Annotated in this window: 23 protein-coding genes; 9 read left to right on the top strand and 14 right to left on the bottom strand. The window is 67.6% G+C overall.

What is annotated here, in order from left to right; all coding sequences use genetic code 11:
• The 5 genes from BCL79_RS19880 to ahpC all read right to left on the bottom strand — a co-directional run.
• Positions 1–592, bottom strand: a 592-nt coding sequence (locus BCL79_RS19880; protein ID WP_310793650.1) for a transaldolase family protein, incomplete at its 3' end; no start/stop codon positions are given.
• Positions 593–644: 52 nt separating this feature from the next.
• Positions 645–1,052, bottom strand: a complete 408-nt coding sequence (gene rnk, locus BCL79_RS19875) for a nucleoside diphosphate kinase regulator (RefSeq protein ID WP_019182413.1) — start codon at positions 1,050–1,052, stop codon at positions 645–647.
• A gap of 138 nt (positions 1,053–1,190) precedes the next feature.
• Positions 1,191–2,147 carry a DNA-binding transcriptional regulator OxyR gene (gene oxyR, locus BCL79_RS19870; protein ID WP_121044642.1) on the bottom strand — a complete coding sequence of 319 codons (957 nt, stop codon included), beginning with the start codon at positions 2,145–2,147 and terminating at the stop codon, positions 1,191–1,193.
• 91 nt (positions 2,148–2,238) lie between these two features.
• Complete coding sequence (gene ahpF, locus BCL79_RS19865) at positions 2,239–3,831, bottom strand: alkyl hydroperoxide reductase subunit F (RefSeq protein WP_121044639.1); 1,593 nt, start codon at positions 3,829–3,831, stop codon at positions 2,239–2,241.
• 151 nt (positions 3,832–3,982) lie between these two features.
• Entirely contained in the window at positions 3,983–4,546 is a 564-nt protein-coding gene (gene ahpC / locus BCL79_RS19860; protein ID WP_121044636.1) for an alkyl hydroperoxide reductase subunit C, read from the bottom strand.
• Between the two features lie 426 nt (positions 4,547–4,972).
• Between ahpC and prmC the strand changes: the two genes are divergently transcribed.
• Both prmC and pip read left to right on the top strand, forming a co-directional pair.
• Positions 4,973–5,821, top strand: coding sequence for a peptide chain release factor N(5)-glutamine methyltransferase (prmC, locus tag BCL79_RS19855; protein ID WP_121044633.1), 849 nt, complete (start codon positions 4,973–4,975; stop codon positions 5,819–5,821).
• A 102-nt stretch (positions 5,822–5,923) separates the two neighbouring features.
• Positions 5,924–6,868: a prolyl aminopeptidase gene (gene pip / locus BCL79_RS19850; protein WP_121044630.1), complete on the top strand. Its 945-nt coding sequence runs from the start codon at positions 5,924–5,926 to the stop codon at positions 6,866–6,868.
• 88 nt (positions 6,869–6,956) lie between these two features.
• Here the strand turns inward: pip and BCL79_RS19845 are convergent, their stop codons facing one another.
• A complete protein-coding gene (locus BCL79_RS19845) occupies positions 6,957–7,844 on the bottom strand; it encodes a LysR family transcriptional regulator (protein ID WP_121044627.1) in 888 nt (295 codons plus the stop codon).
• A 110-nt stretch (positions 7,845–7,954) separates the two neighbouring features.
• Here BCL79_RS19845 and BCL79_RS19840 point away from each other — a divergent pair, with 110 nt between their 5' ends.
• Positions 7,955–9,391 (top strand): MFS transporter, encoded by a 1,437-nt coding sequence (locus tag BCL79_RS19840; RefSeq protein WP_121044623.1) that lies wholly within the window; start codon positions 7,955–7,957, stop codon positions 9,389–9,391.
• Between the two features lie 39 nt (positions 9,392–9,430).
• On the opposite strand, the gene BCL79_RS19835 is transcribed toward BCL79_RS19840, so the two are convergent.
• Genes BCL79_RS19835 through BCL79_RS19820 form a run of 4 tightly spaced genes read right to left on the bottom strand, consistent with a single transcriptional unit; the run spans position 9,431 to position 12,323 of the window.
• Positions 9,431–10,240, bottom strand: coding sequence for an N-formylglutamate amidohydrolase (locus BCL79_RS19835; protein WP_183073846.1), 810 nt, complete (start codon positions 10,238–10,240; stop codon positions 9,431–9,433).
• On the bottom strand, positions 10,233–10,784 hold the full coding sequence (locus BCL79_RS19830; protein ID WP_121044619.1) for an NUDIX hydrolase: 552 nt from the start codon (positions 10,782–10,784) through the stop codon (positions 10,233–10,235). The genes BCL79_RS19835 and BCL79_RS19830 overlap by 8 nt, the downstream gene beginning before the upstream one ends.
• Entirely contained in the window at positions 10,781–11,746 is a 966-nt protein-coding gene (locus tag BCL79_RS19825; RefSeq protein ID WP_226956695.1) for a 5'-3' exonuclease, read from the bottom strand. The genes BCL79_RS19830 and BCL79_RS19825 overlap by 4 nt, the downstream gene beginning before the upstream one ends.
• A gap of 1 nt (position 11,747) precedes the next feature.
• Positions 11,748–12,323 carry a nitroreductase family protein gene (locus BCL79_RS19820; RefSeq protein ID WP_121044615.1) on the bottom strand — a complete coding sequence of 192 codons (576 nt, stop codon included), beginning with the start codon at positions 12,321–12,323 and terminating at the stop codon, positions 11,748–11,750.
• 331 nt (positions 12,324–12,654) lie between these two features.
• Here BCL79_RS19820 and BCL79_RS19815 point away from each other — a divergent pair, with 331 nt between their 5' ends.
• Both BCL79_RS19815 and BCL79_RS19810 read left to right on the top strand, forming a co-directional pair.
• Positions 12,655–14,973 carry a DUF1631 domain-containing protein gene (locus tag BCL79_RS19815; RefSeq protein ID WP_121044611.1) on the top strand — a complete coding sequence of 773 codons (2,319 nt, stop codon included), beginning with the start codon at positions 12,655–12,657 and terminating at the stop codon, positions 14,971–14,973.
• 71 nt (positions 14,974–15,044) lie between these two features.
• The gene (locus tag BCL79_RS19810) at positions 15,045–16,127 is read left to right on the top strand and encodes an NAD(P) transhydrogenase subunit alpha (protein ID WP_121044607.1); all 1,083 of its coding nucleotides are present in this window, start codon (positions 15,045–15,047) and stop codon (positions 16,125–16,127) included.
• Positions 16,128–16,216: 89 nt separating this feature from the next.
• Here the strand turns inward: BCL79_RS19810 and BCL79_RS19805 are convergent, their stop codons facing one another.
• Genes BCL79_RS19805 through BCL79_RS19795 form a run of 3 tightly spaced genes read right to left on the bottom strand, consistent with a single transcriptional unit; the run spans position 16,217 to position 17,543 of the window.
• Positions 16,217–16,636 carry a DUF3106 domain-containing protein gene (locus BCL79_RS19805; RefSeq protein ID WP_121044604.1) on the bottom strand — a complete coding sequence of 140 codons (420 nt, stop codon included), beginning with the start codon at positions 16,634–16,636 and terminating at the stop codon, positions 16,217–16,219.
• Positions 16,636–16,971: a hypothetical protein gene (locus BCL79_RS19800; protein WP_428999478.1), complete on the bottom strand. Its 336-nt coding sequence runs from the start codon at positions 16,969–16,971 to the stop codon at positions 16,636–16,638. The genes BCL79_RS19805 and BCL79_RS19800 overlap by 1 nt, the downstream gene beginning before the upstream one ends.
• Entirely contained in the window at positions 16,968–17,543 is a 576-nt protein-coding gene (locus BCL79_RS19795; RefSeq protein ID WP_121044599.1) for an RNA polymerase sigma factor, read from the bottom strand. Before BCL79_RS19795 ends, BCL79_RS19800 begins: the two co-directional genes overlap by 4 nt.
• Before the next feature lie 130 nt (positions 17,544–17,673).
• Here BCL79_RS19795 and BCL79_RS19790 point away from each other — a divergent pair, with 130 nt between their 5' ends.
• The gene (locus tag BCL79_RS19790) at positions 17,674–17,982 is read left to right on the top strand and encodes an NAD(P) transhydrogenase subunit alpha (protein ID WP_121044596.1); all 309 of its coding nucleotides are present in this window, start codon (positions 17,674–17,676) and stop codon (positions 17,980–17,982) included.
• Positions 17,979–19,433, top strand: coding sequence for an NAD(P)(+) transhydrogenase (Re/Si-specific) subunit beta (locus tag BCL79_RS19785; protein ID WP_121044593.1), 1,455 nt, complete (start codon positions 17,979–17,981; stop codon positions 19,431–19,433). Before BCL79_RS19790 ends, BCL79_RS19785 begins: the two co-directional genes overlap by 4 nt.
• Positions 19,434–19,653: 220 nt before the next feature.
• Here BCL79_RS19785 and BCL79_RS19780 read toward each other — a convergent pair whose 3' ends face one another.
• Positions 19,654–20,073, bottom strand: a complete 420-nt coding sequence (locus BCL79_RS19780; RefSeq protein ID WP_121044590.1) for a hypothetical protein — start codon at positions 20,071–20,073, stop codon at positions 19,654–19,656.
• 118 nt (positions 20,074–20,191) lie between these two features.
• Here BCL79_RS19780 and sufT point away from each other — a divergent pair, with 118 nt between their 5' ends.
• On the top strand, positions 20,192–20,743 hold the full coding sequence (gene sufT / locus BCL79_RS19775; RefSeq protein ID WP_019182393.1) for a putative Fe-S cluster assembly protein SufT: 552 nt from the start codon (positions 20,192–20,194) through the stop codon (positions 20,741–20,743).
• A 57-nt stretch (positions 20,744–20,800) separates the two neighbouring features.
• The gene (locus BCL79_RS19770) at positions 20,801–21,898 is read left to right on the top strand and encodes a branched-chain amino acid aminotransferase (protein ID WP_121044587.1); all 1,098 of its coding nucleotides are present in this window, start codon (positions 20,801–20,803) and stop codon (positions 21,896–21,898) included.
• Positions 21,899–22,109 lie beyond the last annotated feature (211 nt).

Raw genomic sequence — 22,109 nt, 5'->3', positions numbered from 1 at the left:
CCGGCGCCTGGCCGTTGGCCACGTACCAATCCAGGATGCGGCCCACGAACGGCGAGATCAGGAACGCCCCGGCCTCGCTGCAGGCCAGCGCCTGGGTCGGATTGAAGATCAGCGTCAGGTTGCAGTCGATCCCTTCGGCCTGCAGCTGGCGCGCCGCTTCCACGCCTTCCCAGGTTGCCGCGATCTTGATCAGCACCTTGCTGCGCGGCACGCCGGCCGCTTCGTACATGGCGATGAACTGGCGCGCCTTGGCCACCGTGGCCGCGGTGTCATGTGCCTGGTCGGCATCGACCTCGGTCGAGACCCGGCCCGGCACCAGCGTGCTGAGCAGGGTGCCCACGCCCACGGTCAGGCGATCGGCCACCGCGTGCACGATGGTCTCGCGTTCGCCCGCCTGCCCGCGGCCCCAGGCCAGCGCGCGCTCGATGAGATCGGCATATACCGGCAGGTCCAGCGCTTTCTTCACCAGGGTGGGGTTGGTCGTGCAGTCGACCGGCTTCAAGCGCTTGATCGCCTCGTAGTCGCCGGTATCGGCAACCACCACGGACAGATCACGCAGCTGGGAGAGTTTGGACAGCGAAACGGTGCTCATTGCAACTCCTGGGACGAAACGGTGGAACCTGCGCGGATCGCAGCAGGCAGGGTCAGGCGTGGGGCTGGTGATGGACGGCGGTCACCCGCAGGCGCAGCTTGCGCCCGCCCGGTGCCACCCAATCCATGGTCTGGCCGATCGACAGGCCGAGCAGGGCGGTGCCCACCGGTGCCAGGATCGATACCTTGCCCTGTTCAACATCGGCTTCACGCGGATAGACCAGCGTCAGAACGTGCTTTTCGTTCTGCAGCTCATCTTCGCACTCTACGCGCGAATGCATCATGACGGTGCCCTCGGGAACCTGGTCCGGCGCCACAACGGTCGCGCGGTTGAGTTCCTCGGCCAGGGCGATCCCGGCGGGGGTCTGGCTGACGGCGGGAGACTCGAGCATGGCATCCAGGCGGTCCATGTCGTGGCTTGAAACGATGATCGAAGGGGGCAGTCCGCTGGAAGTGGACATGGTGTAGCTCCTTGCGTTTGTGGAAGACCCATGCAAAAAGGCGGCGCCTGCTGGCACCGCCTCGTTCTATTGTGCTGACAATCGTAGACGGATGCGACCCGTCCGGCATATCGGCCCCGCCGGCCGGTTCAGCCAGGCTCAGCCGGCGCGTGGAAGCGGCGTGGCCGCGACCGCCGGGACATCGGTCGTCTCCAGTGCGAACAGGCCCTGCGGCAGCCGTTTGAACTGCTGGGCCAGTTGCTCCAGGAAGCCGGTCATCGCCGAACTGCGGCGCCAGGCCATCGCGATGCGGCGGCTGGGACGGTCATCGCCACTGAAATCCAGCAGGCGGATGTTGTCCGAGCGCGGCACCGGCGGCTTGACCGAGAGCGTCGGCAGCAGGGTGATGCCCACGTCGGCGGCCACCATCTGCCGCAGCGTCTCCAGGCTGGTCGCGCGGAACTCCGATTTTTCGTTGGCACCGAACAACCGGCAGACCGCCAGCGCCTGGTCGCGCAGGCAGTGCCCGTCTTCCAGCAGCAACAGCTTCTGCGAGGACAGTTCCTGTACATCCAGATGCTGGCGGCGTGCCAGCGGGTGCTGCTGGGAGACCGCCAGCAGGAAGGGCTCTTCGAACAGGAACTCGGCGTGCAGCTGGTCATCATCCAGCGGCAGTGCCAACAGGGCGGCATCCAGCTTGCCTTCGCGCAGGCGGGTCAGCAGCTCGTCGCTCTTTTCCTCGACCAGCAGCAGTTCCAGTTGCGGGAAGCGCTCGCGGATGTTGGGGATCACGTGCGGCAGCAGGTACGGCCCCAGCGTGGGGAAGATCCCCAGCCGCACCGTGCCGGCTTCCGGATCGCGACTGCGCCGCGCGGCTTCTTTCATCTGCTCCACCTCGGCCACGATGGTGCGGGCACGCGCGGCCGCTTCCACCCCGGCCGGGGTGAGCATGACCTTGCGCGGTGCACGCTCAACCAGCGGCAACCCCAGCTCGTCCTCGAGCTTGCGGATCTGGGTGGACAGGGTGGGTTGGCTGACGAAGCAGGCGGCGGCCGCCTTGCCGAAATGGCGGTGGTCGGCCAGCGCCACCAGATACTTCAAATCACGTAGGTTCATTTCCTTGGACCTCTAACGGTAATGGACCGGGTGATGGCGTGGCTTACCCAGCAGACAGACAAGGTTCCCGGCGAACCGGGAACCGGACGTTTCAGGCAGCTTCGGCGACAGCGCCGCTGCTCTTGGGAACGGAGGTGCGGATCAGGTGATCAAAGGCGCTCAGTGCCGCAGTGGAACCGGCGCCCATCGCGATGACGATCTGCTTGTACGGAACGGTCGTGCAATCGCCTGCGGCGAAGACACCCGGCACGCTGGTCTGGCCGCGGTCGTCGATCAGGATCTCGCCACGCGGTGACAGGGCCACCGTGTCCTTCAACCACTCGGTATTCGGCAGAAGACCGATCTGCACGAAGATGCCTTCCAGTTCCACCCGGTGCGAATCGCCACCGACGCGGTCCTGGTAGACCAGGCCCGTCACTTTCTGGCCATCGCCCAGCACTTCCTGGGTCAGGGCGCTGGTGATGATGGTGACGTTGCCCAGACTGCGCAGCTTCTTCTGCAGTACTTCATCGGCCCGCAGTTTGTCATCAAATTCCAGAAGGGTCACATGCGTCACAAGACCCGCCAGATCGATCGCCGCTTCCACGCCGGAGTTGCCCCCGCCGATCACCGCCACGCGCTTGCCCTTGAACAACGGACCGTCGCAATGCGGGCAGTACGCCACGCCCTTGTTGCGGTACTGATCTTCGCCGGGCACGTTCATCTGGCGCCAGCGCGCACCGGTGGACAAGACGACCGAGCGCGACTTCAGCGACGCGCCATTCTCCAGGGTGATCTCGACCAGGCCGTCATCGCCGGCGGGCACCAGCGCGGTGGCGCGCTGCAGGTTCATGATGTCCACGTCGTACTCGCGCACATGCTGTTCCAGCGCCGCGGCCAGCTTCGGACCTTCGGTTTCCTTGACGGAAATGAAGTTCTCGATCGCCATCGTATCCAGCACCTGGCCACCGAAACGTTCAGCGGCCACACCGGTGCGGATGCCCTTGCGTGCGGCATAGATCGCCGCGGCTGCACCGGCCGGACCACCGCCCACCACCAGCACATCGAACGGGGCCTTGGCGCTCAGCTTTTCGGCATCGCGTTTGCCAGCGCCGGTGTCCAGCTTGGCCACGATCTGCTCCAGCGTCATGCGGCCTTGATCGAACACCTCGCCGTTGAGGTACACGGTCGGCACGGACATGATCTGGCGCGCTTCGACCTCGGCCGGGAACAGGCCGCCATCGATCGCCACGTGCTGGATGCGCGGGTTCAACACCGCTGCCAGGTTCAGTGCCTGGACCACGTCCGGGCAGTTCTGGCAGGACAGCGAGAAATAGGTTTCGAAGCGGTACTCGCCCTCCAGATTGCGCACCTGCTCGATCAGCTCGGCGGTGGCCTTGGACGGGTGACCACCGACCTGCAGCAGCGCCAGCACCAGCGAGGTGAACTCATGGCCCATCGGCAGGCCCGCGAACACCAGATGGATGTCCTGACCCGGCGTGGTCAGTGCGAAGGAGGGCGTGCGCTCGTTGCTGTCGCGACGCACGTCCAGGCGGATCTGCGTGGAGAGCGTGGTCAGCGTGTTCAGCAGCTCGAGCATTTCCTGCGACTTGGCGCCGTCATCCACGTGCGCCGTGATCTGGATCGGACGGGTGACACGTTCCAGATAGGTCTTCAGCTGGGACTGGAGGTTGGCATCCAACATCGAAAAACTCCTTGAATCAGGCAAGGTGGCAGCGTCGACGCACCCCGCGGGTGCATCTGCGCGACATGGGGGTGAACCGAAACCGGCGCGTGGGGCACCGGCTTGGGTTCACCCCCATCCCCGGCGGGCGGGGATGGGGATGAGGAGCGGCTTAGATCTTGCCGACCAGGTCCAGCGACGGGGTCAGGGTCTTTTCGCCTTCCTTCCACTTCGCCGGGCACACCTGGTTCGGGTTGGCGGCGGTGAACTGGGCAGCCTTCAGCTTGCGCAGGGTCTCGGAGACGTCACGGGCGATCTCGTTGGAGTGGATCTCCAGGGTCTTGATCACGCCTTCCGGGTTGATGATGAAGGTGCCGCGCAGGGCCAGGCCTTCTTCCGGAATGTGCACGCCGAAGGCGTTGGTCAGCTGGTGGGTCGGATCGCCGACCAGCGGGAACTGGGCCTTGCCGACGGCCGGCGAGGTTTCGTGCCACACCTTGTGCGAGAAGTGCGTGTCGGTGGTGACGATGTAGACCTCGGCGCCGGCCTTCTGGAACTCGGCGTAATGATCGGCGGCGTCTTCAATCTCGGTCGGGCAGTTGAAGGTGAACGCGGCCGGCATGAAGATCAGCACGGACCAGTGACCCTTCAGGGTGCTGTCGGAGACCTTGATGAACTCGCCGTTCTGGTAGGCGTTGGCTTCGAACGGCTGGATCTGGGTGTTGATGAGCGACATCGTTGTTCCTCTTGGTGAAGGGGGTGGGTGAAGCGACCAACACAGGTTAGCGGCTCCGTTCCCATAAGAACAATCCATTGATTGCATCTATGCGATAGTCATAGGCTATCAAAGTGGTCTGATCCTGCGATGAATGATGAGGGCCAGATCCGTCAGAACCGTTGCAGCGCAATGACCAGGCGCCGGAGCGTGTGATCAGTGCAATAGCTTCTGCATATTCGTTGTGGGGGAAAGCTGAACGATCGCAGGCGACGCGGTGCCGATCCGGCCCGATGTCAGGCGGAAATCGATAGTGCACATGCATGTATATGTGAGTTGCCATGCTTGGATTCAATCAAGCTGCCGGTCGCGGACGGCCGGCGCGCGCACCCGGGGCGCAAGGGCCGGTGCACTACACTGCGCGCCCCGATGTTGCTCCCTCCCGCCATGACCGCCACCCCGCCACCTGTCCGCCAGCTGCTCGCCGACGCCGCCACCCGATTGCCCGGCGTGGAAGGCCGCCATGAGGCCGAACTGTTGCTGCTGCAGGTGCTGGAACGCGAGCGCAGCTGGCTGTTCGCGCATGCCACCGATCCGGTCGAGCCGGCGCAGGTGGCGGCGTTCGAGGCGCTGCTGGCCAAACGCCTGGCCGGTGAGCCGGTGGCGTACCTGCTGGGCCGCCGCGGCTTCTGGACCCTGGATCTTGAGGTCAGCCCGGCCACCCTGATCCCGCGCCCGGAGACCGAGCTGCTGGTCGAGCTGGCGCTGGCACGGTTGCCCGACGCTACCGCCTTGCGGGTCGCCGACCTTGGCACCGGCAGTGGCGCGATCGCGCTGGCGCTGGCCAGCGAACGGCCGCAGGCCCGGGTAGTGGCGACCGACCTCAGCGAGGCGGCCCTGGCGGTGGCGGCACGCAACGCGCAGCGCCACGCACTGGGCAACGTCCAGTTCCGGCAGGGTGCGTGGTACGCGCCGCTGGCGGGTGAGCGTTTCGATCTGATCGCCACCAATCCCCCGTACATCGCCAGCGACGACCCGCACCTGGCCCAGGGCGACCTGCGCTTCGAACCGGCCACCGCGCTGGCCGCCGGTCTTGATGGGCTGGACGACATCCGGCTGATCATCGCCGGTGCAGCAGCACACCTGCTTCCCGGCGGCTGGCTGCTGATCGAACACGGCTGGGACCAGGGCGAGGCGATCCGCGCGCTGCTGCGGGACGCCGGTTTCCAGTCGGTCGCCACTGAGCACGATCTGGAACAGCGTGACCGGGTGAGCCTGGGCTGTCTGCCCGCCTGAGTGCGTGCCGGCCCTGCGGCGACCCCGAGGCTAAAATGGCCTGTCCACCGGGCCGCCGCGCAGCGTGATGCGGCGACTGTCATTCCACATGGAGTTCCTGTCATGCGTACGCTGTATCCCGCCATCACCCCTTACGACGTCGGCACCCTGAAGGTCGATGACCGCCATACGCTGTACTTCGAGCAGTGCGGCAATCCCGACGGCAAGCCGGTGGTGATGCTGCACGGTGGCCCGGGCGGCGGCTGCAGCGACAAAATGCGCCAGTTCCACGACCCGGCCAAGTACCGGATCATCCTGTTCGACCAGCGCGGTGCCGGCCGTTCCACGCCGCACGCGGACCTGGTCGACAACACCACCTGGGACCTGGTCGCCGATATCGAGAAGCTGCGCGAGCACCTCAAGGTGGACCGCTGGCAGGTCTTCGGCGGCAGCTGGGGCTCGACCCTGGCGCTGGCCTACGCGCAGACCCACCCGCAGCGCGTGACCGAACTGGTCCTGCGCGGCATCTTCATGCTGCGCCGCTGGGAGCTGGAGTGGTTCTACCAGGAAGGCGCCAACCGCCTGTTCCCGGATGCGTGGGAGCACTACCTCCAGCCGATCCCGGCCGTGGAGCGCCACGATCTGATCTCGGCCTTCCACCGCCGCCTGACCAGCGACGATGAAGCCACCCGCCTGGCCGCAGCCAAGGCGTGGAGTGTGTGGGAAGGCGCGACCAGCTTCCTGCACGTGGACGACGACTTCGTGAACAGCCATCAGGACCCGCAGTTCGCGTTGGCCTTCGCCCGCATCGAGAACCACTACTTCGTCAACGGTGGCTTCTTCGAGGTGGAAGAACAGCTGCTGCGCGACGCGCACCGCATCGCCGATATCCCGGGCGTGATCGTGCACGGCCGCTACGACGTGGTCTGCCCGCTGCAGAGCGCGTGGGAGCTGCACAAGGCGTGGCCGAAATCGACCCTGGAAATCAGCCCGGCCTCGGGTCACTCCGCGTTCGAAGCGGAGAACGTCGACGCGCTGGTGCGGGCGACGGATCGTTTCGCGGGTTGATGGAGGCGTGCCGACCAACGGTCGGCACCTACCGTGTTACCCCTGACGTCGCGCGGTAGATCACGACCGTTGGTCGTGATGCGGCGGGTTACCAATCCCCGCCCAACAACGCCTCCGCCAGCACCTGCAGCTTCGGCGACGCCTGCCGCGAGGGGGGATACACCAGTGACAGCACCCGGCTGCGGCCCTCGAAGGGCTGCAGCACCCGCTGCAGCCGCCCGTCGGCCAGCGCATCGGCCACCGCGAAATCCATCACCTGCACGATGCCGATCCCGGCCAGCGCCCCTTCCACCAGCGGGTCGCCGCTGTCGAACACCGTCCGCGCCGGCGGGGTGAACTCGCGCAGCTGGCCCTCTGCCTCGCGGAACTGCCAATCCACCAGCCGCCCGCTGCGCAGATTGCGCACCGCCAGGCAGGCGTGATCGTGCAGCGCATCCACCGTGGCCGGTTCCCCGTGCTGCGCGATGTAAGCCGGGGAGGCGACCGTGACCCAGTTCAACGGCCGCAGGGGGCGGGCCACCATCCGCACGTCGCTGATCGGCCCGGTGCGCAGTGCGGCATCGAAGCCTTCTTCGACCAGATCCACCAGCCGGTCGTTGAGCACCAGCTCGAACTGCAGCTGCGGGTGCGCCGCCATCAACTGCCCGGCCAGCGGCACCAGCACTTTGCGCCCGAACATCGAGGGCGCCGTCAGCTTCAACACGCCCGAGGGTGTGGAGGGGCGATCACCCAGCCGGCGCTCGGCATCCTCCAGCCCACTCAGCAGCGGCGCGCAGTGCTCGACGAACTGGCGGCCATCCGGGGTCAGGCTGACGTTGCGGGTATTGCGGTGAAGCAGCCGCACACCCAGGGCACTCTCCAGCCGGCTGATCGCCCGTGACAGCCCGGATTGGCTGATCCCCAGCTGCCCGGCGGCGACGGTGAAGCTGCGCGCGTCGGCCACCTGCACCAGCATGCGCACGGCATTGAGGTCCATGGATGTCTCCGATTCATGCGGATATGCATGACAGATATCGAAGTATCCGGGTTTATTTCTGCAGCGTCATCAATGAGACTGCCCACCTTCTTACGCAGTACCGAGTCGGCATGACCTCCCCCCTGTCTCCCGCTGGCGCGCCGGCGCCCGCATTTCCTCGCCTGGCCCTGGCGTTGCTGGCCACCGCCCAGCTGATCATCGCGCTGGATTCCACGATCATCTTCGTCGCCCTGCACGAGATGGGCGCGCAGCTGCGCATCAATGCCCAGCAGCTGCAGTGGATCGTCAGCGGCTACACGGTGGCCTTCGGCGGGTGCCTGCTGCTGGGCGGCCGGGCGGCTGATCTGCTCGGTCGCCGCCGGGTCTATCGGCTGGGCATGGCGCTGTTCGCGCTGGCCTCGCTGGTCGGTGGTTTCAGCAACAGTGCGTGGCTGCTGATCGCGGCCCGCGCGGTGCAGGGCATCGGCGCGGCGTTGCTGTTCCCGGCCACGCTGGCGCTGATCAACACGATCTACGCCGAAGGCGCGCCGCGCAATCGCGCGCTGGCGATCTGGTCGATGGCCAGCGCCGGCGGCCTGGCCTTGGGCACGCTGCTCGGCGGCGTGCTGACCCAGAGCTTCGGGTGGGCCTCGGTACTGCTGGTGATCGTGCCGTTCGCCGGTGGCTGCGCGCTGCTGGGCGGCTGGTGGCTGCCGCGCGATCCTGCGCCGCTGGCGGGCCGCTCGTTCGATCTGGCTGGCTGCGTCACCGTGACCCTCGGCGGCAGCCTGCTGGTGACCACCTTGGTGCAGGGCCCGGAATGGGGCTGGTCGGCGCCGCTCACGCTGATCTGCCTGCTCGTGTCGGCAGTGATGCTGGCCGCCTTCGTGCAGATCGAACGCCGCAGCCGCGACCCGCTGATGCAGTTCTCGCTGCTGCGCCTGCGCAGCCTGCGTGCGGCGATGCTGCTGACGATGCTGTTCATGAGCAGCTACGGCGTGCAGTACTACTTCCTGGCGCTGTACTACCAGGATGGCTACGGCTGGAGCGCGCTGCAGGCGGGCCTGGCGTTCCTGCCGCCGACCCTGGTGTGCACCTTCGGCATCCGCATCGCCGAGCGCATGCTCGCGCAGCGTTCGCCGCGCCAGGTGCTGACGGTGGGCATGCTGGCCGGCGCGATCGGCATCGCCGCGGTCGCCGTCGCGCTGCCGTACGGCGCGACCTACTGGGCGCTGCTGCCGGGCATCGTGGTGCTCAGCCTTGGCCAGGGCATCACCTGGACGGCGATGTGGATCGTGGCCGGGCAGGGCGTGCCCGCCGCGCAGCAGGGCGTGGCTTCGGGCATGGCTGCCACGGCGCAGCAGATTGGCGGCGCGCTGGGCCTGGCGCTGCTGGTGATGGTGGCCAATGCCGGTCGTGGCAGTGCCGGCGCCAGCAGTGAGGCGGCGCTGCAGGGCATGATCCATGCGCAGTACGGTGCAGCGTTGTTCGCGCTGCTGGGTGTGGCCGTGGCGCTGTGGCTGCGGCCGCAGCCGGAGGCCGTGCCTGTCAGGCCGTGCCTCGAATGAACCCGCGCGGGTGGGCGCGCAGCCGGCTGACGGCCGGCATCACCCAGGCGGCAAGGCGACCAGCTGCGGCTGCAGGGCGGTGAAGATGCGGGCCAAGCGCTGCGCCCAGGCCAACTGGCCGGCGGCATCGGCAATCAGGTCCTGGCGGATCTCCAGCTCCACGTGCACCAGCCCGCGGCCTTCGCCATGCACCGGCACAGCATAGTCGCTGGTGCTGCTGACCGCGTAGGGCTGGTTGTCACCCACCACGAGGTCGCCTTCCTCGCGCAGCGCCTGCAGCAGCGCAAGCGCAAAGCGCGTGTCCCGGTGGTACAGCACGCCGGCATGCCAGGGCCGCGCGGCATCATTCATCGCCGGGGTGAAGCTGTGCATCATCACCAGCAGCGTTGGCCGGGCCTGCGCCTGGCGGGTGTCCAGCTCGGCATCGATGCGCGCATGGTAGGGCGCATGGATCGCCTCGATGCGCTGCTGGCGCTGCAGCGCTGACAGGCGCTGGTTGCCGGGTACGACGGTGAGGTCACTGACCGCCGGCATCAGCGTGGGCGACGCCAACGGCCGGTTGCAATCGATCACCAGCCGCGAGTAGGTCTGCGTGATCGCCCACGCATCGAGCAGGCGCGCCAGTTCAACCGTGACCACGGCGATGCCGATGTCCCAGCCGATGTGGCGGTCCAGCTCGTGCTGCGGCAGGCCGAGGCCGGCCAGTGACGCCGGCACCTGCTGGCCGGCATGGTCGGCGATCAGCAGATAGGGCGAGCGGCCCTGCGCCTGATGCACGGTGAACGGCGCCGGGTCGGCCGGCCCCAGCAGTAATGCCCCGGTGTGCGGAGGGGTGAACGCATCAGCCACGCGGGGTGCCGTCCAGGTGATGTTCGATCATCCACAGGCCGGCCCACAGCTTGGCGTCCAGCTCATAGCCCTGGCCCATCTTCTCGACCAGCCAGGCGGCGGCGCGGGTGCGCGGAATCGCGTGCACGGTGATGTCTTCGCTGGCATCGCCACCGCCCTCACCGACCTTGCGCAGGCCGGTGGCACGCACGAAGGCGATTTTTTCGCTGCTGGCACCGGAGGAGGTCGGGCCGATCATCAGCACCTCGGCGTGATCGGCGGTCCAGCCGGTTTCTTCCTCCAGCTCGCGCACGGCCGAGACCTCGATCGACTCGCCGGCATCGATGTCGCCGACCAGGCCGGCCGGCATTTCGATGGTCCTGGCCTGCAGCGGCACGCGGAACTGTTCGACGAACAGCACCGTGTCGTCCGGGGTGACTGCGATGATGATCGCGGCCAGGCCGCCGGCGTGGGTGCGCTCGCTGTACTCCCACGTGCCGCGCACCACCATGCGCTGGTACTTGCCTTCAAAAACGACCTTCGGGGCTTGCGTATTGGGGCTCATGCGAACTCGCTGGCAACGGAAGAGGAATCGGACAGGCCGGCGGCGGTGAACAGGCGGCGGCGGGTCAACGGCCCGAACCGCAGTGCATCGCACAGGCCCTGCAGCATCTGTGCATCGGCCACGCCCCGGCTGAAATCGACGGCGGCACCGTCCAGCGGCGCATCCAGCGCGATGGTGGTCAGCTGGCGCCACAGCAGCGCATGCTCGCGCTGTTCGCGCAGTCGCACTGCCATCTGCGCCGCGCCGCGCAGGCGCAGGAAGGGCACTTCATCCAGGCGCTCGTACAGCACGTCCAGGCTGCCGAAATGGGCCAGCAGCACCGCAGCGGATTTAGCCCCCACCCCGGTCACGCCCGGGATGTTGTCGACCGCATCACCGCACAGGGCCAGGTAATCGGCGATCTGGTGCGCATGCACGCCGTGGCGGGCTTTGACACCGGCCATGCCCCAGCGCTGGTTGCGCGCGTAATCCCACTGTTCGTCATGCTCGAACAGCAACTGCGACAGATCCTTGTCGGCGGAGATGATCACCCCGCGCATGCCGGCATCGCGGCGTGCATGCAGGGCGCTGCCGATCAGGTCATCGGCCTCGTACTCGTGGTGGGCCAGCACCGCCAGGCCGAGCGCGGTGCACAGCGCCTTGCAGTGGGCGAACTGGCGGCGCAGCGCGTCCGGCGCGGGATCGCGGTTGGCCTTGTAGGCCGCGTAGATCCGGTGCCGGAAGCAGCTGTCCAGGGCTTCATCGAAGGCGATGGCGATGTTGGCGGGGCGTTCGCGCTCGAGCAGGTCGAGCAGGAAGCGCGCGAAGCCGTGCACGGCATTGGTCGGCCAGCCCTGCTGATCCTGGAACTCATCGGGCATCGAATGCCACGCGCGGAACACGTACAGACTGGCATCGACCAGGTACAGCGGCGCACGCAGCGGCGGGGGCGCCATGCCGGGGCCGGCGGGAAGGGCGGACATCTCAGCCCTCCCAGTCCTGCAGCAGCGCGGCCGGGTCGGGGCGCTCGCGTTCGGGGACCGCGGTCTTCGGCGTGCCGATATGGATGAAGCCGGCGATCTGCTCACCCTCGGCCAGGCCCAGGTGGGCGTGCACCGCCGGGTCGAAGGCCATCCAGGCGGTCAGCCACTGCGCGCCGAAGCCAAGCGCCTGCGCGGCCTGCAGCAGGGCGAAGCAGACGCAGCCGGCGGTCATCAGCTGCTCGGCCTCCGGCACCTTGGGGTTCGGGCGCGGGCTGGCGATGACGGTGATGATCAGCGGGGCGTGGGAGAAGCGTTGGCGGTCTTTGTCCAACTGGGCCGGTGAGACCTGGGGGTCGCGCTGGACGGCGCGCTGGGCCAGGAAGGCGCCCAGACTGTGACGTGCATCGCCGGCAATCCGCAGGAAGCGGTACGGCACCAGCTTGCCGTGGTCCGGCACGCGTACGGCCGAGCTCAGCATCCGCATCAGGGTCACCGGGTCGGGCCCGGGTTCACCCAGTTGCTTGGCGGGGACCGAACGGCGGGCGTCCAGGGCGTGCAGAGCGGGGGGGACGGACATGGGCTCTCAATCTGGCTTCACGGTGCCCCGATTATAGTCGCGCCCGTTTGTGACACGGCCTTGGGCGATCTCGGTGCAATTTGCGACAAAACGTGATGAACATCACCTAATCAGCGGACTTCCTTCACGTGGCTGTACTCGCTTCCACGGCCTGCTCCGCTTACGATACAAAGCCTGCCGGGCCACCGGTAACGAGGTTTAAAGTGTCGACTGTTTCACTGTCTCTGACCGGTCGGCCGGCCTACCATCCGAACGTGGGCGCATGGGGTGCGCCGGCGTTCGTTGTATCCATGTTGTACTCAGTGCCTGCGAGGGTGGGGAGCCTTTTCGCATGATTGCCACGCCCAATGTAGGGGGGCACCCGGGCCGTGACCCGGCGTTGTTGACGATGGCCCGTGAGGCCGTGCTGCCGGGGCTGGTCGAGTCGTTTTCGACGGTGCTGGCGCGCTTCGACGACGTGCTGTTTGACCGTGCCGGTACCGCCGGCGCGTCGCAGTTGCTGTTCCTGGATGGCATGCGCGAGCTGCGCCGCCGCCGGGACGACATCGTGGCTGGCTTCCGCGCCCACCTGGCCCAGGCCTGGGAGGCGCTGGAGCGGGGCGAGCCGCTGTCTGCCGAGGCCACCCTGGCCGGCCAGATCGAGGATGGGCTGAGCCTGGTGCCCGAACACGTGCTGGAGTCCCGGCTGGCGGTGCGCAATTTCGCCACCGTGCTGCTGCGTGACTTCAAGCCGGTACTGTCGCGTCTGGACCGCCGCCTGGGCATGATCGCCGGGGGGCTGGAACTGCAGGCCGATACCAATCCGATCAGCCCCGAGCACCTCGGCGTGGCGATCCACGAGGCCTTCGCCGATTGTGAACTGGCCCCGGAAGTGCGGCTGGTGCTCATCAAGTTGTGCGAGCGCGATCTGCAGCAGCCGATCGGCAAGCGTTACGAGTATCTGGATGAACAACTGGCCGCAGCGGGCGTGATGCCGCAGATGGCCGCGCGCCGTCCTGCTCCGCGCGCGCCCTCGCCGCCGCGCGAGGACCGCGATGCCTTCGAGGGTTTTGAGCCCGAGAGCAGCATGGGATCGGCGGGCGAAGAGGGCCAGGCACCGGCCTGGGCCCGTCGCTTCGCCGACCGCTGGGCCGAGAGCCGTGGCCGCCTCCAGGGCGGACCGCATGCAGCACATGAAGGCCCGGGCGAGGGCGGTGACAGCCTCGGCGGCAACCAGGGCATGCTGCTTGATGCCCTGCACGAACTGCTGCAGCAGACCCGTCATGTACGCGAGGACGCCACCTCGGCGGCCAGCGTCGCGGTCGGCCAGCAACGCCCGCTGAGCCAGCGCGAAATGATGTCGGTGCTGTCGCTGCTGCAGGCCACGCCCAGTGCGACCCTGCGCGCGGCGATCGGTGAAGACGGTGAGTCGCTGGCACAGCGGTTGAAGAGTGAAGTGCTGTCCGGCGCGACCCGGCTCGGGGTCGATCCCGCGCAGGCGCGGCTGGACCCGCAGGATGAAGACGCGATCGATCTGGTTGGCATGCTGTTCGACGTGATGCTCGATGAGCGCGACCTGGAGGGCCGCTCGCGCGAGCTGATCGGCCGGCTGGTGGTGCCCTTCGTCAAGGTGGCCATGCTCGACCGCCGCATGTTCGTGCAGAAGACCCACCCGGCGCGCAAGCTGCTCAACTCGCTGGCCGAGGCCTGCGAAGGCAACACCGGCGAAAGCCAGGCCGAGCGCGTGCTGATGGGCAAGGTCGAGGAGATCATCGAGCGCCTGGTGGCCGAGTTCAACGAGAACCTGGCGATCTTCCTGACCCTGGAAGAAGAATTCCGCGAGTTCCTGACCCAGCACCGGCGCCGGATCGAGATCGCCGAGCGCCGTGCCGCCGAGACCCAGCGCGGCCAGGAAAAGCTCGAAATGGCGCGCCAGCGGGCCAGCACCGAGCTGGACCGGCGGATTGGCGACACCACCTTGCCGCAGGCGATCGGTGAATTCCTGCGTCAGCCCTGGCAGCACCACCTGACCCTGACCGTGCTGCGCGAAGGCGAAGACGGCGCCTCGGTCGGTGAGGCACTGGGCCTGGCCGATGGGATGCTGGATGAGGTGGCCGAGGCGCGCCGGCATATCGTCGGCAAGCCGTGGCTGCAGGCCTGGCACCCCGCGCTGCGCAAGGTCTTCGCCAGTGTCGGTGTGCATGCCGACGCGGCCACCAGTGCCATCGACGCGCTGCACGACACCCTGCAGGGCATCGCCGAATCGCGCCCCGAACTGGAACGCGCGCTGCCCGAGCTGCCGCAGGTGGCGTTGCCTTCGCCGCCTGCGCAGGAATCGGCGGCGGTGCAGCTGGGCAGCAAGGTGGATGTCAGCGATTTCGACAATGCCGATGCCGACCGCTTCCGCGGCCTGGAGATCGGCAGCTGGCTGGATTTCGTCGACAAGGACGGCAAGGTCCAGGCCGGCAAGCTGTCCTGGGTGAGCCCGATTTCGCAGCGCCTGCTGTTCGTCAACCGGCGCGGGGTGCGGTTCTGCGTCGCCTCGCCGGAAGAACTGGCCGTGATGGTGCGCCTGGGCCGCCTGCGCGCGCATATCGACGATGGCGCCTTCGACAGTGCCATGCAGGGCGTGATCGATCGCCTGGATACCAAGAACGCGACCGTGCATTGACCCCGGGGGCCACTCTGGCCGGACGATCAGGTTACGATCAGCCCACATTCCGCTGATCGTCGGGGACAGGCATGGCTGTCGAGGTGTTGGTGGTAAAGGAACATGCGCCGGGGGAACGGCGCGTGGCGATGACGCCGGAAACGGCGCGCAAGTTGATCGCGCTGGGGGCGAGCGTCGCATTCGAACCCGGTGCCGGGCTGGCGGCGGGCTTCCCTGATGCGGTCTATCAGGACGTGGGGGCCCAGCCGGCCGATGACACCCGCCTGGCCCAGGCCGACATCGTGCTGTGCGTGCAGCCACCGTCCAATGACCGCCTTGCCCGGTTGAAGTCCGGTGCCAGCCTGATCGGCATGCTGCACCCGCAGGGCGATGCCGAACGCGCGGGCCTGATCCAGTCACGTGGCCTGCAGGCGTTCCCGCTGGAGCGTCTGCCGCGCACCACGCGCGCCCAATCGATGGATGTCCTCAGTTCGCAGGCCGGCATGGCCGGTTACAAGGCCACCCTGATCGCGGCCCAGCGCGCGCCGCGCTTCTTCCCGATGCTCACCACCGCCGCCGGCACGATCCGTCCTTCCAAGGTGCTGGTGGTCGGTGCCGGTGTGGCCGGCCTGCAGGCGATTGCTACCGCCCGTCGTCTTGGTGCGCAGGTGGAAGGCTTCGATGTGCGCCCGGAAACCCGCGAGCAGATCGAATCGCTGGGCGGCAAATTCCTGGATCTGGGCGTGAGCGCGGTCGGCGAAGGCGGTTACGCGCGGCCCCTGACCGATGAAGAGCGTGCCGAGCAGCAGCGTCGCCTTGGCGAGCATCTGCGCACCGTGGACGTGGTGATCTGCACCGCCGCGGTGCCTGGGCGGCCAGCGCCGAAAATCGTCAGTACCGCGATGGCGCGGGGGATGAAGCCGGGCAGCGTGATCGTCGACCTCGCCGCCGAAACCGGCGGCAACTGCGAAGCCACCCAGCCGGGCGAGGTAGTGGATCTGGACGGCGTGCTCATCGATGGCCCGCTCAACCTGGCCAGCCAGGGCGCGGTCCACGCCAGCGAGATGTACGCCCGCAACGTCTACAACTTTGTCGCGCTGTTCCTGAAAGACGGCGCGGTCACCTTCGACTGGGACGACGAACTGCTCGCCAAAACCCGCTGGGTCGCCGCCTGAAATAACAGGGACTGAAATAACAGGGACGGAGGTAGTTAATAATCCCCTCCGTCCCCGTTAACGCCGTCCCCGTTAACGCCGTTAACGGCTCAGCGCTTCGGCGGCGGTGCTGGGTTGGCCTTGAGCCAGGCCTTGCGTTCGTCCGGGGTCATCCGCGCCCAGCGGTCGCGCAGCGCCTGCCGCTGCTCCGGCGTCATGCTGCGCATCTGGCCGAACAGTGCGCGCGCCTGCTCGCGCTGCTCCGGCGTCATGTTCTCGAAGCGATGGCGGCCCCTGTGCGCCTGCGCGCGCTGCTCCGGGGTCATGGTCAGCCAGCGCTGGCCGTGCTGCAGCATGCGCTCGCGTTGCGGCGCCGGCGCGTCGTTCCAGCGGTCACGCACGGGCGCGATCAACGCTTCGCGCTGCTGGGGGCTGAGTGTGTCCCAGTCCGGCAGCGGGGCGGTCTGCGCCCAGCCGGCCGCACTCAGCGTCAGCAACATCAGCCCCAGGGACAGTCGCAGTTTCATCATCACTCCATTGCCAGGTCGGTACTGCCCAGCCACACATACAGATCGGGATTTTCGTCGAGAACGTCGCTGCCGTCATCGGCCGCGCTCGCCACCACCGGTGCCGGCGGGGCGGTCGCTTCGCCGAGGAGGAAACTGTAGCCCAACGCGAGCGCGACCACCGCCGAACAGGCGGTGGCCATCCACCAGGACGGCGCATGCCGCTTGGCCGGCGAGGCCGCATGGCGCGCGCTGCGCAACCGCGCCAGCGTGGCCGGCGAGAGCGTATCCAGCGCCTGCGCATGCAGCTGCCCCAGGGCGGCATCGTCATGCATCGAAGGGGGCAGTGGTCGGTTCACAGGGCGATCTCCAAAGACTGCTGCAGCGCCTGGCGGGCGCGCGAAAGATGGGTTTTGACCGCGCCTTCGCTGCAGCCCATGGCCTTGGCCGTGGTGGCGCCGTCCAGGTCCTGCAGCACGCGCAGGGTGAAGGCCTCGCGCTGGCGCGCGGGCAGCTCCCGCAGCGCCTGCACCAGTTGTGCGTACTGATCGCGCTGCTCATGGGCCTGGGCCGGGCCGGGCGCGTGGTCGGCCCAGTCGATGTCATGCTCGCCGCCGGCCTCGTCGCTGCTGCGCCAGAACTTGAGGCGGAAGCCACGGCGGCGCTGCAGATCCACGACGCGGCGGCGCAGGATGCTCCAGAACAGCGGTGCCCACTCGGCGGCAGGTTTGTCGCGGTAGCCGAGCATCTTCAGCATGCTGTCCTGCACCGCATCCAGCGCGTCCTCGCGCTGGCGCAGGCCGGCCTCGGCGAAGCGGAACGCGCGCGGGCCGATGCCGGCCAGGAAGGCATCCAGCGACACCGGCAGCGCCACCTCGGCAGTGGCGGGCAGGTCGGCATCCGTCGACGGTAGGGGAGAGCTCACCAGCACAGGGTAGCGGTCCGGCAGGGGGATACCGTGAGAACGCCCCAGGGCGGTCGCGGTTGACCGGCCCGCCCGATTGGTTCAGCGCATGGTTATGATGCAGGGGACGGGATGACCGCCTGGGAGAGTGACTGCAATGAGCGACGGGTTCGTGGCGTTGTATATCTTCATGCTGGCCGCCATTGCCGGCCACGTGATCATTTCGCGGGTGCCGGTGATCCTGCATACCCCGTTGATGTCCGGCTCCAACTTCATCCACGGCATCGTGCTGATCGGGGCGATGGTGGTGCTGGGGCACGCGCAGACCCCGCTGGAGAAGATCATCGGCTTCATCGCGGTGGTGCTCGGCGCGGGCAATGCGGCCGGTGGCTACGTGGTGACCGAACGCATGCTCGACATGTTCAAGCCCAGCGCCAAGCGCGACGCCGGGGAGAAGACGCCTTGAACGTGACCACCGCGCAACTGCTGCAGTGGCTGGTCCAGGTGAGCTATCTGGTGGCCGCAACCCTGTTCCTGCTGGGCCTGCAGCGCATGGCCTCGCCGATGACCGCGCGCAGCGGCATCCGCTGGGCCGGGCTGGGCATGCTGATCGCCACGGTGGCGACGTTCTTCCTGCCCGAGCTGCACAACATCCCGCTGATCCTGGCGGCGGTGGCGATCGGCACCGGCGTGGCGTGGTGGTCGGCCAAGCGCGTGGCGATCACCGACATGCCGCAGATGGTGGCGCTCTACAACGGCATGGGCGGCGGCTCGGCGGCGGCGATCGGTGCGGTGGAACTGCTGCGCTTCTCGTTCCTGACCAACCGCGATACCACGCACTGGAGCGAGCAGGCGCTGGCCGACCTCGCCGCGCGCCAGCCGTCGGCGACGGTGCTGGCGCTGGCCGTGATCGGTTCGGCGATCGGCGCGGTGTCGCTGTCCGGCTCGATCATCGCCTGGGCCAAACTCGATGGTCGGCTCGACCGCCGCGTCACCTTCCCGGGGCAGCAGGTGTTCAACCTGCTGGTCGCGCTGGGGATGGTGGTGCTGGGGATCTGGGCTGCGGTCACCCTGAGCCCGGTGGCGATCATCAGCTTCTTCGTGGTCGCACTCGCGCTGGGCGTACTGATGACGCTGCCGATCGGTGGCGCCGACATGCCGGTGGTGATCTCGCTGTACAACGCGTTCACCGGCCTGGCCGTGGCCTTCGAAGGCTATGTGCTCGGCAACGAGGCGCTGATCATCGCCGGAATGATGGTCGGCGCGGCGGGCATCCTGCTGACCCGCCTGATGGCCAAGGCGATGAACCGCCCGATCAGCGGCGTGTTGTTCTCCAACTTCGGCGGCGGCGGTGTCGCGCAGGAAATCAGCGGCGCGCAGAAGCCCATCGAGGCCAGCGATGTGGCGGCGATGCTGGCCTTCGCCGAGCGTGTGGTGATCGTGCCCGGTTACGGCATGGCCGTGGCCCAGGCGCAGCACAAGGTGTGGGAGCTGGCGCAGCGGTTGATCGATCGCGGCATCAAGGTGAAGTTCGCGATCCACCCGGTGGCCGGGCGTATGCCGGGGCACATGAACGTGCTGCTGGCCGAAGCGGGCGTGCCCTACGACCTGATCGCCGACATGGACGACATCAACCCGGAATTCCCGAACACCGACGTGGTGCTGGTGATCGGCGCCAACGACGTGGTCAATCCGGTCGCGCGCACCGACCCTGCCAGCCCGATCTACGGCATGCCGATCCTGGACGTGGTCAACGCCCGCAACGTGGTGGTGATCAAGCGCGGCAAGGGTACCGGGTTTGCCGGCATCGAGAATGCGCTGTTCTATGCCGACAACGCCCGCATGCTGTACGGCGATGGTGCGGGTGCGGCGAGCGCGCTGGTCAGTGAGCTCAAGGCGCTCGACGGCGGGCACTGAGGCGCGGATGCAAGGGTCACGACCAACGGTCGTGACCTACCGGCGACCCCGGATCTACGGCGACACTGGACCTGCGGCGACTCCGGACCTGCGGTAGTGCCGGCCGCTGGCCGGCTCAACGCGATGCCTGAATGCCAGCGCGTTTCCGTTCTGATGTCATGAGGAGCCGGCCAGCGGGCCGCCACTACCGATCGCATTCGGCGGCAGCGTGCAGGGGGTGTTACCTCGCCACCCACCAACCCACGACCAGCGCCACGCCCAGCCACAGCCATTCGACCGCGCCGTTGGCCAGGCCGCTGAGGGTCCAGGCCAGATAGGGCCCCATGCGCAACGCTGATTCCCACGGGGTAAGCCCCATCGCGCCGCCGAGGTAGGCCGAAGCGATCCCCCAGTTGGCTGCCAGCGCCACCAGCACGGTGGCCAGCAGGGTCAGCACCACCCGGGCGGTACCGGCGCGCAGGGTGCCCAGACGCAGCATGAAGGCGATCTCCAACGCCGCCAGAACCGCCATCCAGCCGGCCTGGCGGCCGGTGAGCAGGGCGATGAACAACCAGGCCAGCACGGCCGTGACGACACCAAGCAGAAACAGCGGGGGCCAGAGCCAGTGGCGGCTCCGGACAGGCACGGACGTGGGCGACATGCAATCTTCCTGTAAGTCCCCACAGGATACCGGCTTGCGCGGTGACCGGCGCGTGGGCGGCCACTGGGCTAAAATGGTCGCCTTGCGGGAATTGGCCGCGACCCCCATATCGATCCACATGTATTCCCGTAGCAGTGAACCTGTCCACTTCGAACGCGACTGCGAGGCCGTCATGGTCCCGCAGGGCGAAACGGTCACGCTGCCCGCTGGCAGCTATGGCTATATCACCCAGGCCCTGGGTGGCAGCTATACCGTCTTTGTCGAAGGCAATCTGTTCCGCATCGCCGGCAAGGATGGCGATGCCATCGGCAAGGAGGCGCCCCCGGCGCTGGAGTTGCCCGCCGATGCCTCCGACGAGGAGGTCGAAAAACTGGTGTGGCAGCAGCTGCGCACCTGTTTCGATCCGGAAATCCCGTTCAACATCGTCGATCTGGGGCTGGTCTATGAAGTGGACCTCAAGCACCTGGACGATGGCCAGCGCGAGGTCGACATCAAGATGACCCTGACCGCGCCCGGCTGCGGCATGGGCGAGATCCTCGTCGATGACGTGCGCAGCAAGCTGGAAATGATCCCGACGGTGGCCGAGGCCGACGTCGAGCTGGTGTTCGACCCGCCGTGGGGCCGTCACATGATGTCCGAGGCCGCCCGGCTCGAAACCGGCATGCTGTAACCGCCCATCGCCAGCCGGCGTCACGGCGTTCCCCGTAACCAGAACAGGAAATATCCGGTGTCCCAGTCTTCCGTGAGCTTCAACACCACCCGTTCCGCCCAGCCGCGCAGCAGCGAGGAGCGTGAACGCATCCTGGCCGCCCCCGGTTTTGGTCTGCACTTCACCGATCACATGGTGGAAGTGCGTTGGGACAAGGACACCGGCTGGCACGATGCCGTGGTGCGCCCGTATGGCCCGCTGCAGCTGGATCCGGCCGCCGCGGTGCTGCATTACGGCCAGGAAATCTTCGAAGGCATCAAGGCCTACCGCCACGCCGACGGCTCGATCTGGACCTTCCGCCCGGAGGCCAACGGCCGCCGCCTGCAGCGTTCGGCCCAGCGCCTGGCGCTGCCGGAACTGCCGGTGGATATCTTCGTCGAATCGCTCAAGCAGATGATTGCCGTGGACGCCAGCTGGGTGCCGTCGGCCGACGAATCCAGCCTGTATTTCCGTCCCTTCATGATCGGCGATGAAGCCTTCCTCGGCGTGCGTGGCGCGCACAAGGCCGGCTACTACGTGATCGCCAGCCCGGCCGGCCCGTACTTCGCCAAGGGCGTGGCCCCGGTGGCGATCTGGTTGTCCACCGACTACGCACGCGCAGGCAAGGGCGGCACCGGCGCGGCCAAGTGCGGTGGCAACTACGCCGCCTCGCTGCTGCCACAGCAGAAGGCGCAGGCGCAGGGCTGCTCGCAGGTGCTGTTCCTGGATCCGGTCGAGGGCAAGTACCTGGAAGAACTGGGTGGCATGAATGTGTTCCTGGTCTACAAGGACGGCACCCTGGTGACCCCGTCGCTGTCGGGCAGCATCCTGGAAGGCATCACCCGCGAAAGCATCCTGCAGCTGGCGCGCGACCGCGGCATGAAGGTCGAAGAGCGCAAGGTCACCCTGGAGGAGTGGAAGGACGGCGTGACCTCCGGCGAGATCGTGGAAGCGTTCGCCTGCGGCACCGCGGCAGTGGTCACCCCGATCGGCCAGCTCAAGGGCGAGGGCTTCTCGGTGGGCGACATCAACGCCCCGGCCGGCGAAGTGACGATGTCCCTGCGCAAGGAACTGACCGACATCCAGTACGGCCGCCTGCCGGACCGCCACGGCTGGCTGGTCCGCCTGGACGCCTGATCCCTGCCGATCCGAGCGCAGCAAAGAAACCCGCCTGGCGACAGGCGGGTTTTTTATTGCCTGTCCTGCGGTGGCAGCGTCGCAAGCCATTGATGCGCAAGCGTTGTCCGGGTGTCGGGGACAGTGACAGCCATTTCGGACATTCGTTGACGTAACTCGACCGTTCAAAATGGCCGGCGCGCCTTCACTTTCACAAACCCTCGACCCGGAA

The organism is Stenotrophomonas rhizophila (genome assembly GCF_003651185.1).
GTDB lineage: Bacteria > Pseudomonadota > Gammaproteobacteria > Xanthomonadales > Xanthomonadaceae > Stenotrophomonas > Stenotrophomonas maltophilia_Z.
The sequence above is the reverse complement of the archived record's forward strand: the minus strand, read 5'-3'. Positions and strand labels throughout refer to the sequence as shown.

What these genes read in the sequence shown, in the direction of transcription:
- prmC (WP_121044633.1), top strand. Translation starts at nt 4,973, where the DNA reads ATGACCGCCACCCCGCCACCTGTCCGCCAGCTGCTCGCCGACGCCGCC.
- BCL79_RS19820 (WP_121044615.1), bottom strand. Translation starts at nt 12,323, where the DNA reads ATGTCCGTCCCCCCCGCTCTGCACGCCCTGGACGCCCGCCGTTCGGTC.
- BCL79_RS19830 (WP_121044619.1), bottom strand. Translation starts at nt 10,784, where the DNA reads ATGAGCCCCAATACGCAAGCCCCGAAGGTCGTTTTTGAAGGCAAGTAC.
- BCL79_RS19815 (WP_121044611.1), top strand. Translation starts at nt 12,655, where the DNA reads ATGATTGCCACGCCCAATGTAGGGGGGCACCCGGGCCGTGACCCGGCG.
- oxyR (WP_121044642.1), bottom strand. Translation starts at nt 2,147, where the DNA reads ATGAACCTACGTGATTTGAAGTATCTGGTGGCGCTGGCCGACCACCGC.
- BCL79_RS19840 (WP_121044623.1), top strand. Translation starts at nt 7,955, where the DNA reads ATGACCTCCCCCCTGTCTCCCGCTGGCGCGCCGGCGCCCGCATTTCCT.
- BCL79_RS19825 (WP_226956695.1), bottom strand. Translation starts at nt 11,746, where the DNA reads ATGTCCGCCCTTCCCGCCGGCCCCGGCATGGCGCCCCCGCCGCTGCGT.
- BCL79_RS19780 (WP_121044590.1), bottom strand. Translation starts at nt 20,073, where the DNA reads ATGTCGCCCACGTCCGTGCCTGTCCGGAGCCGCCACTGGCTCTGGCCC.
- ahpF (WP_121044639.1), bottom strand. Translation starts at nt 3,831, where the DNA reads ATGTTGGATGCCAACCTCCAGTCCCAGCTGAAGACCTATCTGGAACGT.
- BCL79_RS19845 (WP_121044627.1), bottom strand. Translation starts at nt 7,844, where the DNA reads ATGGACCTCAATGCCGTGCGCATGCTGGTGCAGGTGGCCGACGCGCGC.
- ahpC (WP_121044636.1), bottom strand. Translation starts at nt 4,546, where the DNA reads ATGTCGCTCATCAACACCCAGATCCAGCCGTTCGAAGCCAACGCCTAC.
- pip (WP_121044630.1), top strand. Translation starts at nt 5,924, where the DNA reads ATGCGTACGCTGTATCCCGCCATCACCCCTTACGACGTCGGCACCCTG.
- sufT (WP_019182393.1), top strand. Translation starts at nt 20,192, where the DNA reads ATGTATTCCCGTAGCAGTGAACCTGTCCACTTCGAACGCGACTGCGAG.
- BCL79_RS19790 (WP_121044596.1), top strand. Translation starts at nt 17,674, where the DNA reads ATGAGCGACGGGTTCGTGGCGTTGTATATCTTCATGCTGGCCGCCATT.
- BCL79_RS19805 (WP_121044604.1), bottom strand. Translation starts at nt 16,636, where the DNA reads ATGATGAAACTGCGACTGTCCCTGGGGCTGATGTTGCTGACGCTGAGT.
- rnk (WP_019182413.1), bottom strand. Translation starts at nt 1,052, where the DNA reads ATGTCCACTTCCAGCGGACTGCCCCCTTCGATCATCGTTTCAAGCCAC.
- BCL79_RS19810 (WP_121044607.1), top strand. Translation starts at nt 15,045, where the DNA reads ATGGCTGTCGAGGTGTTGGTGGTAAAGGAACATGCGCCGGGGGAACGG.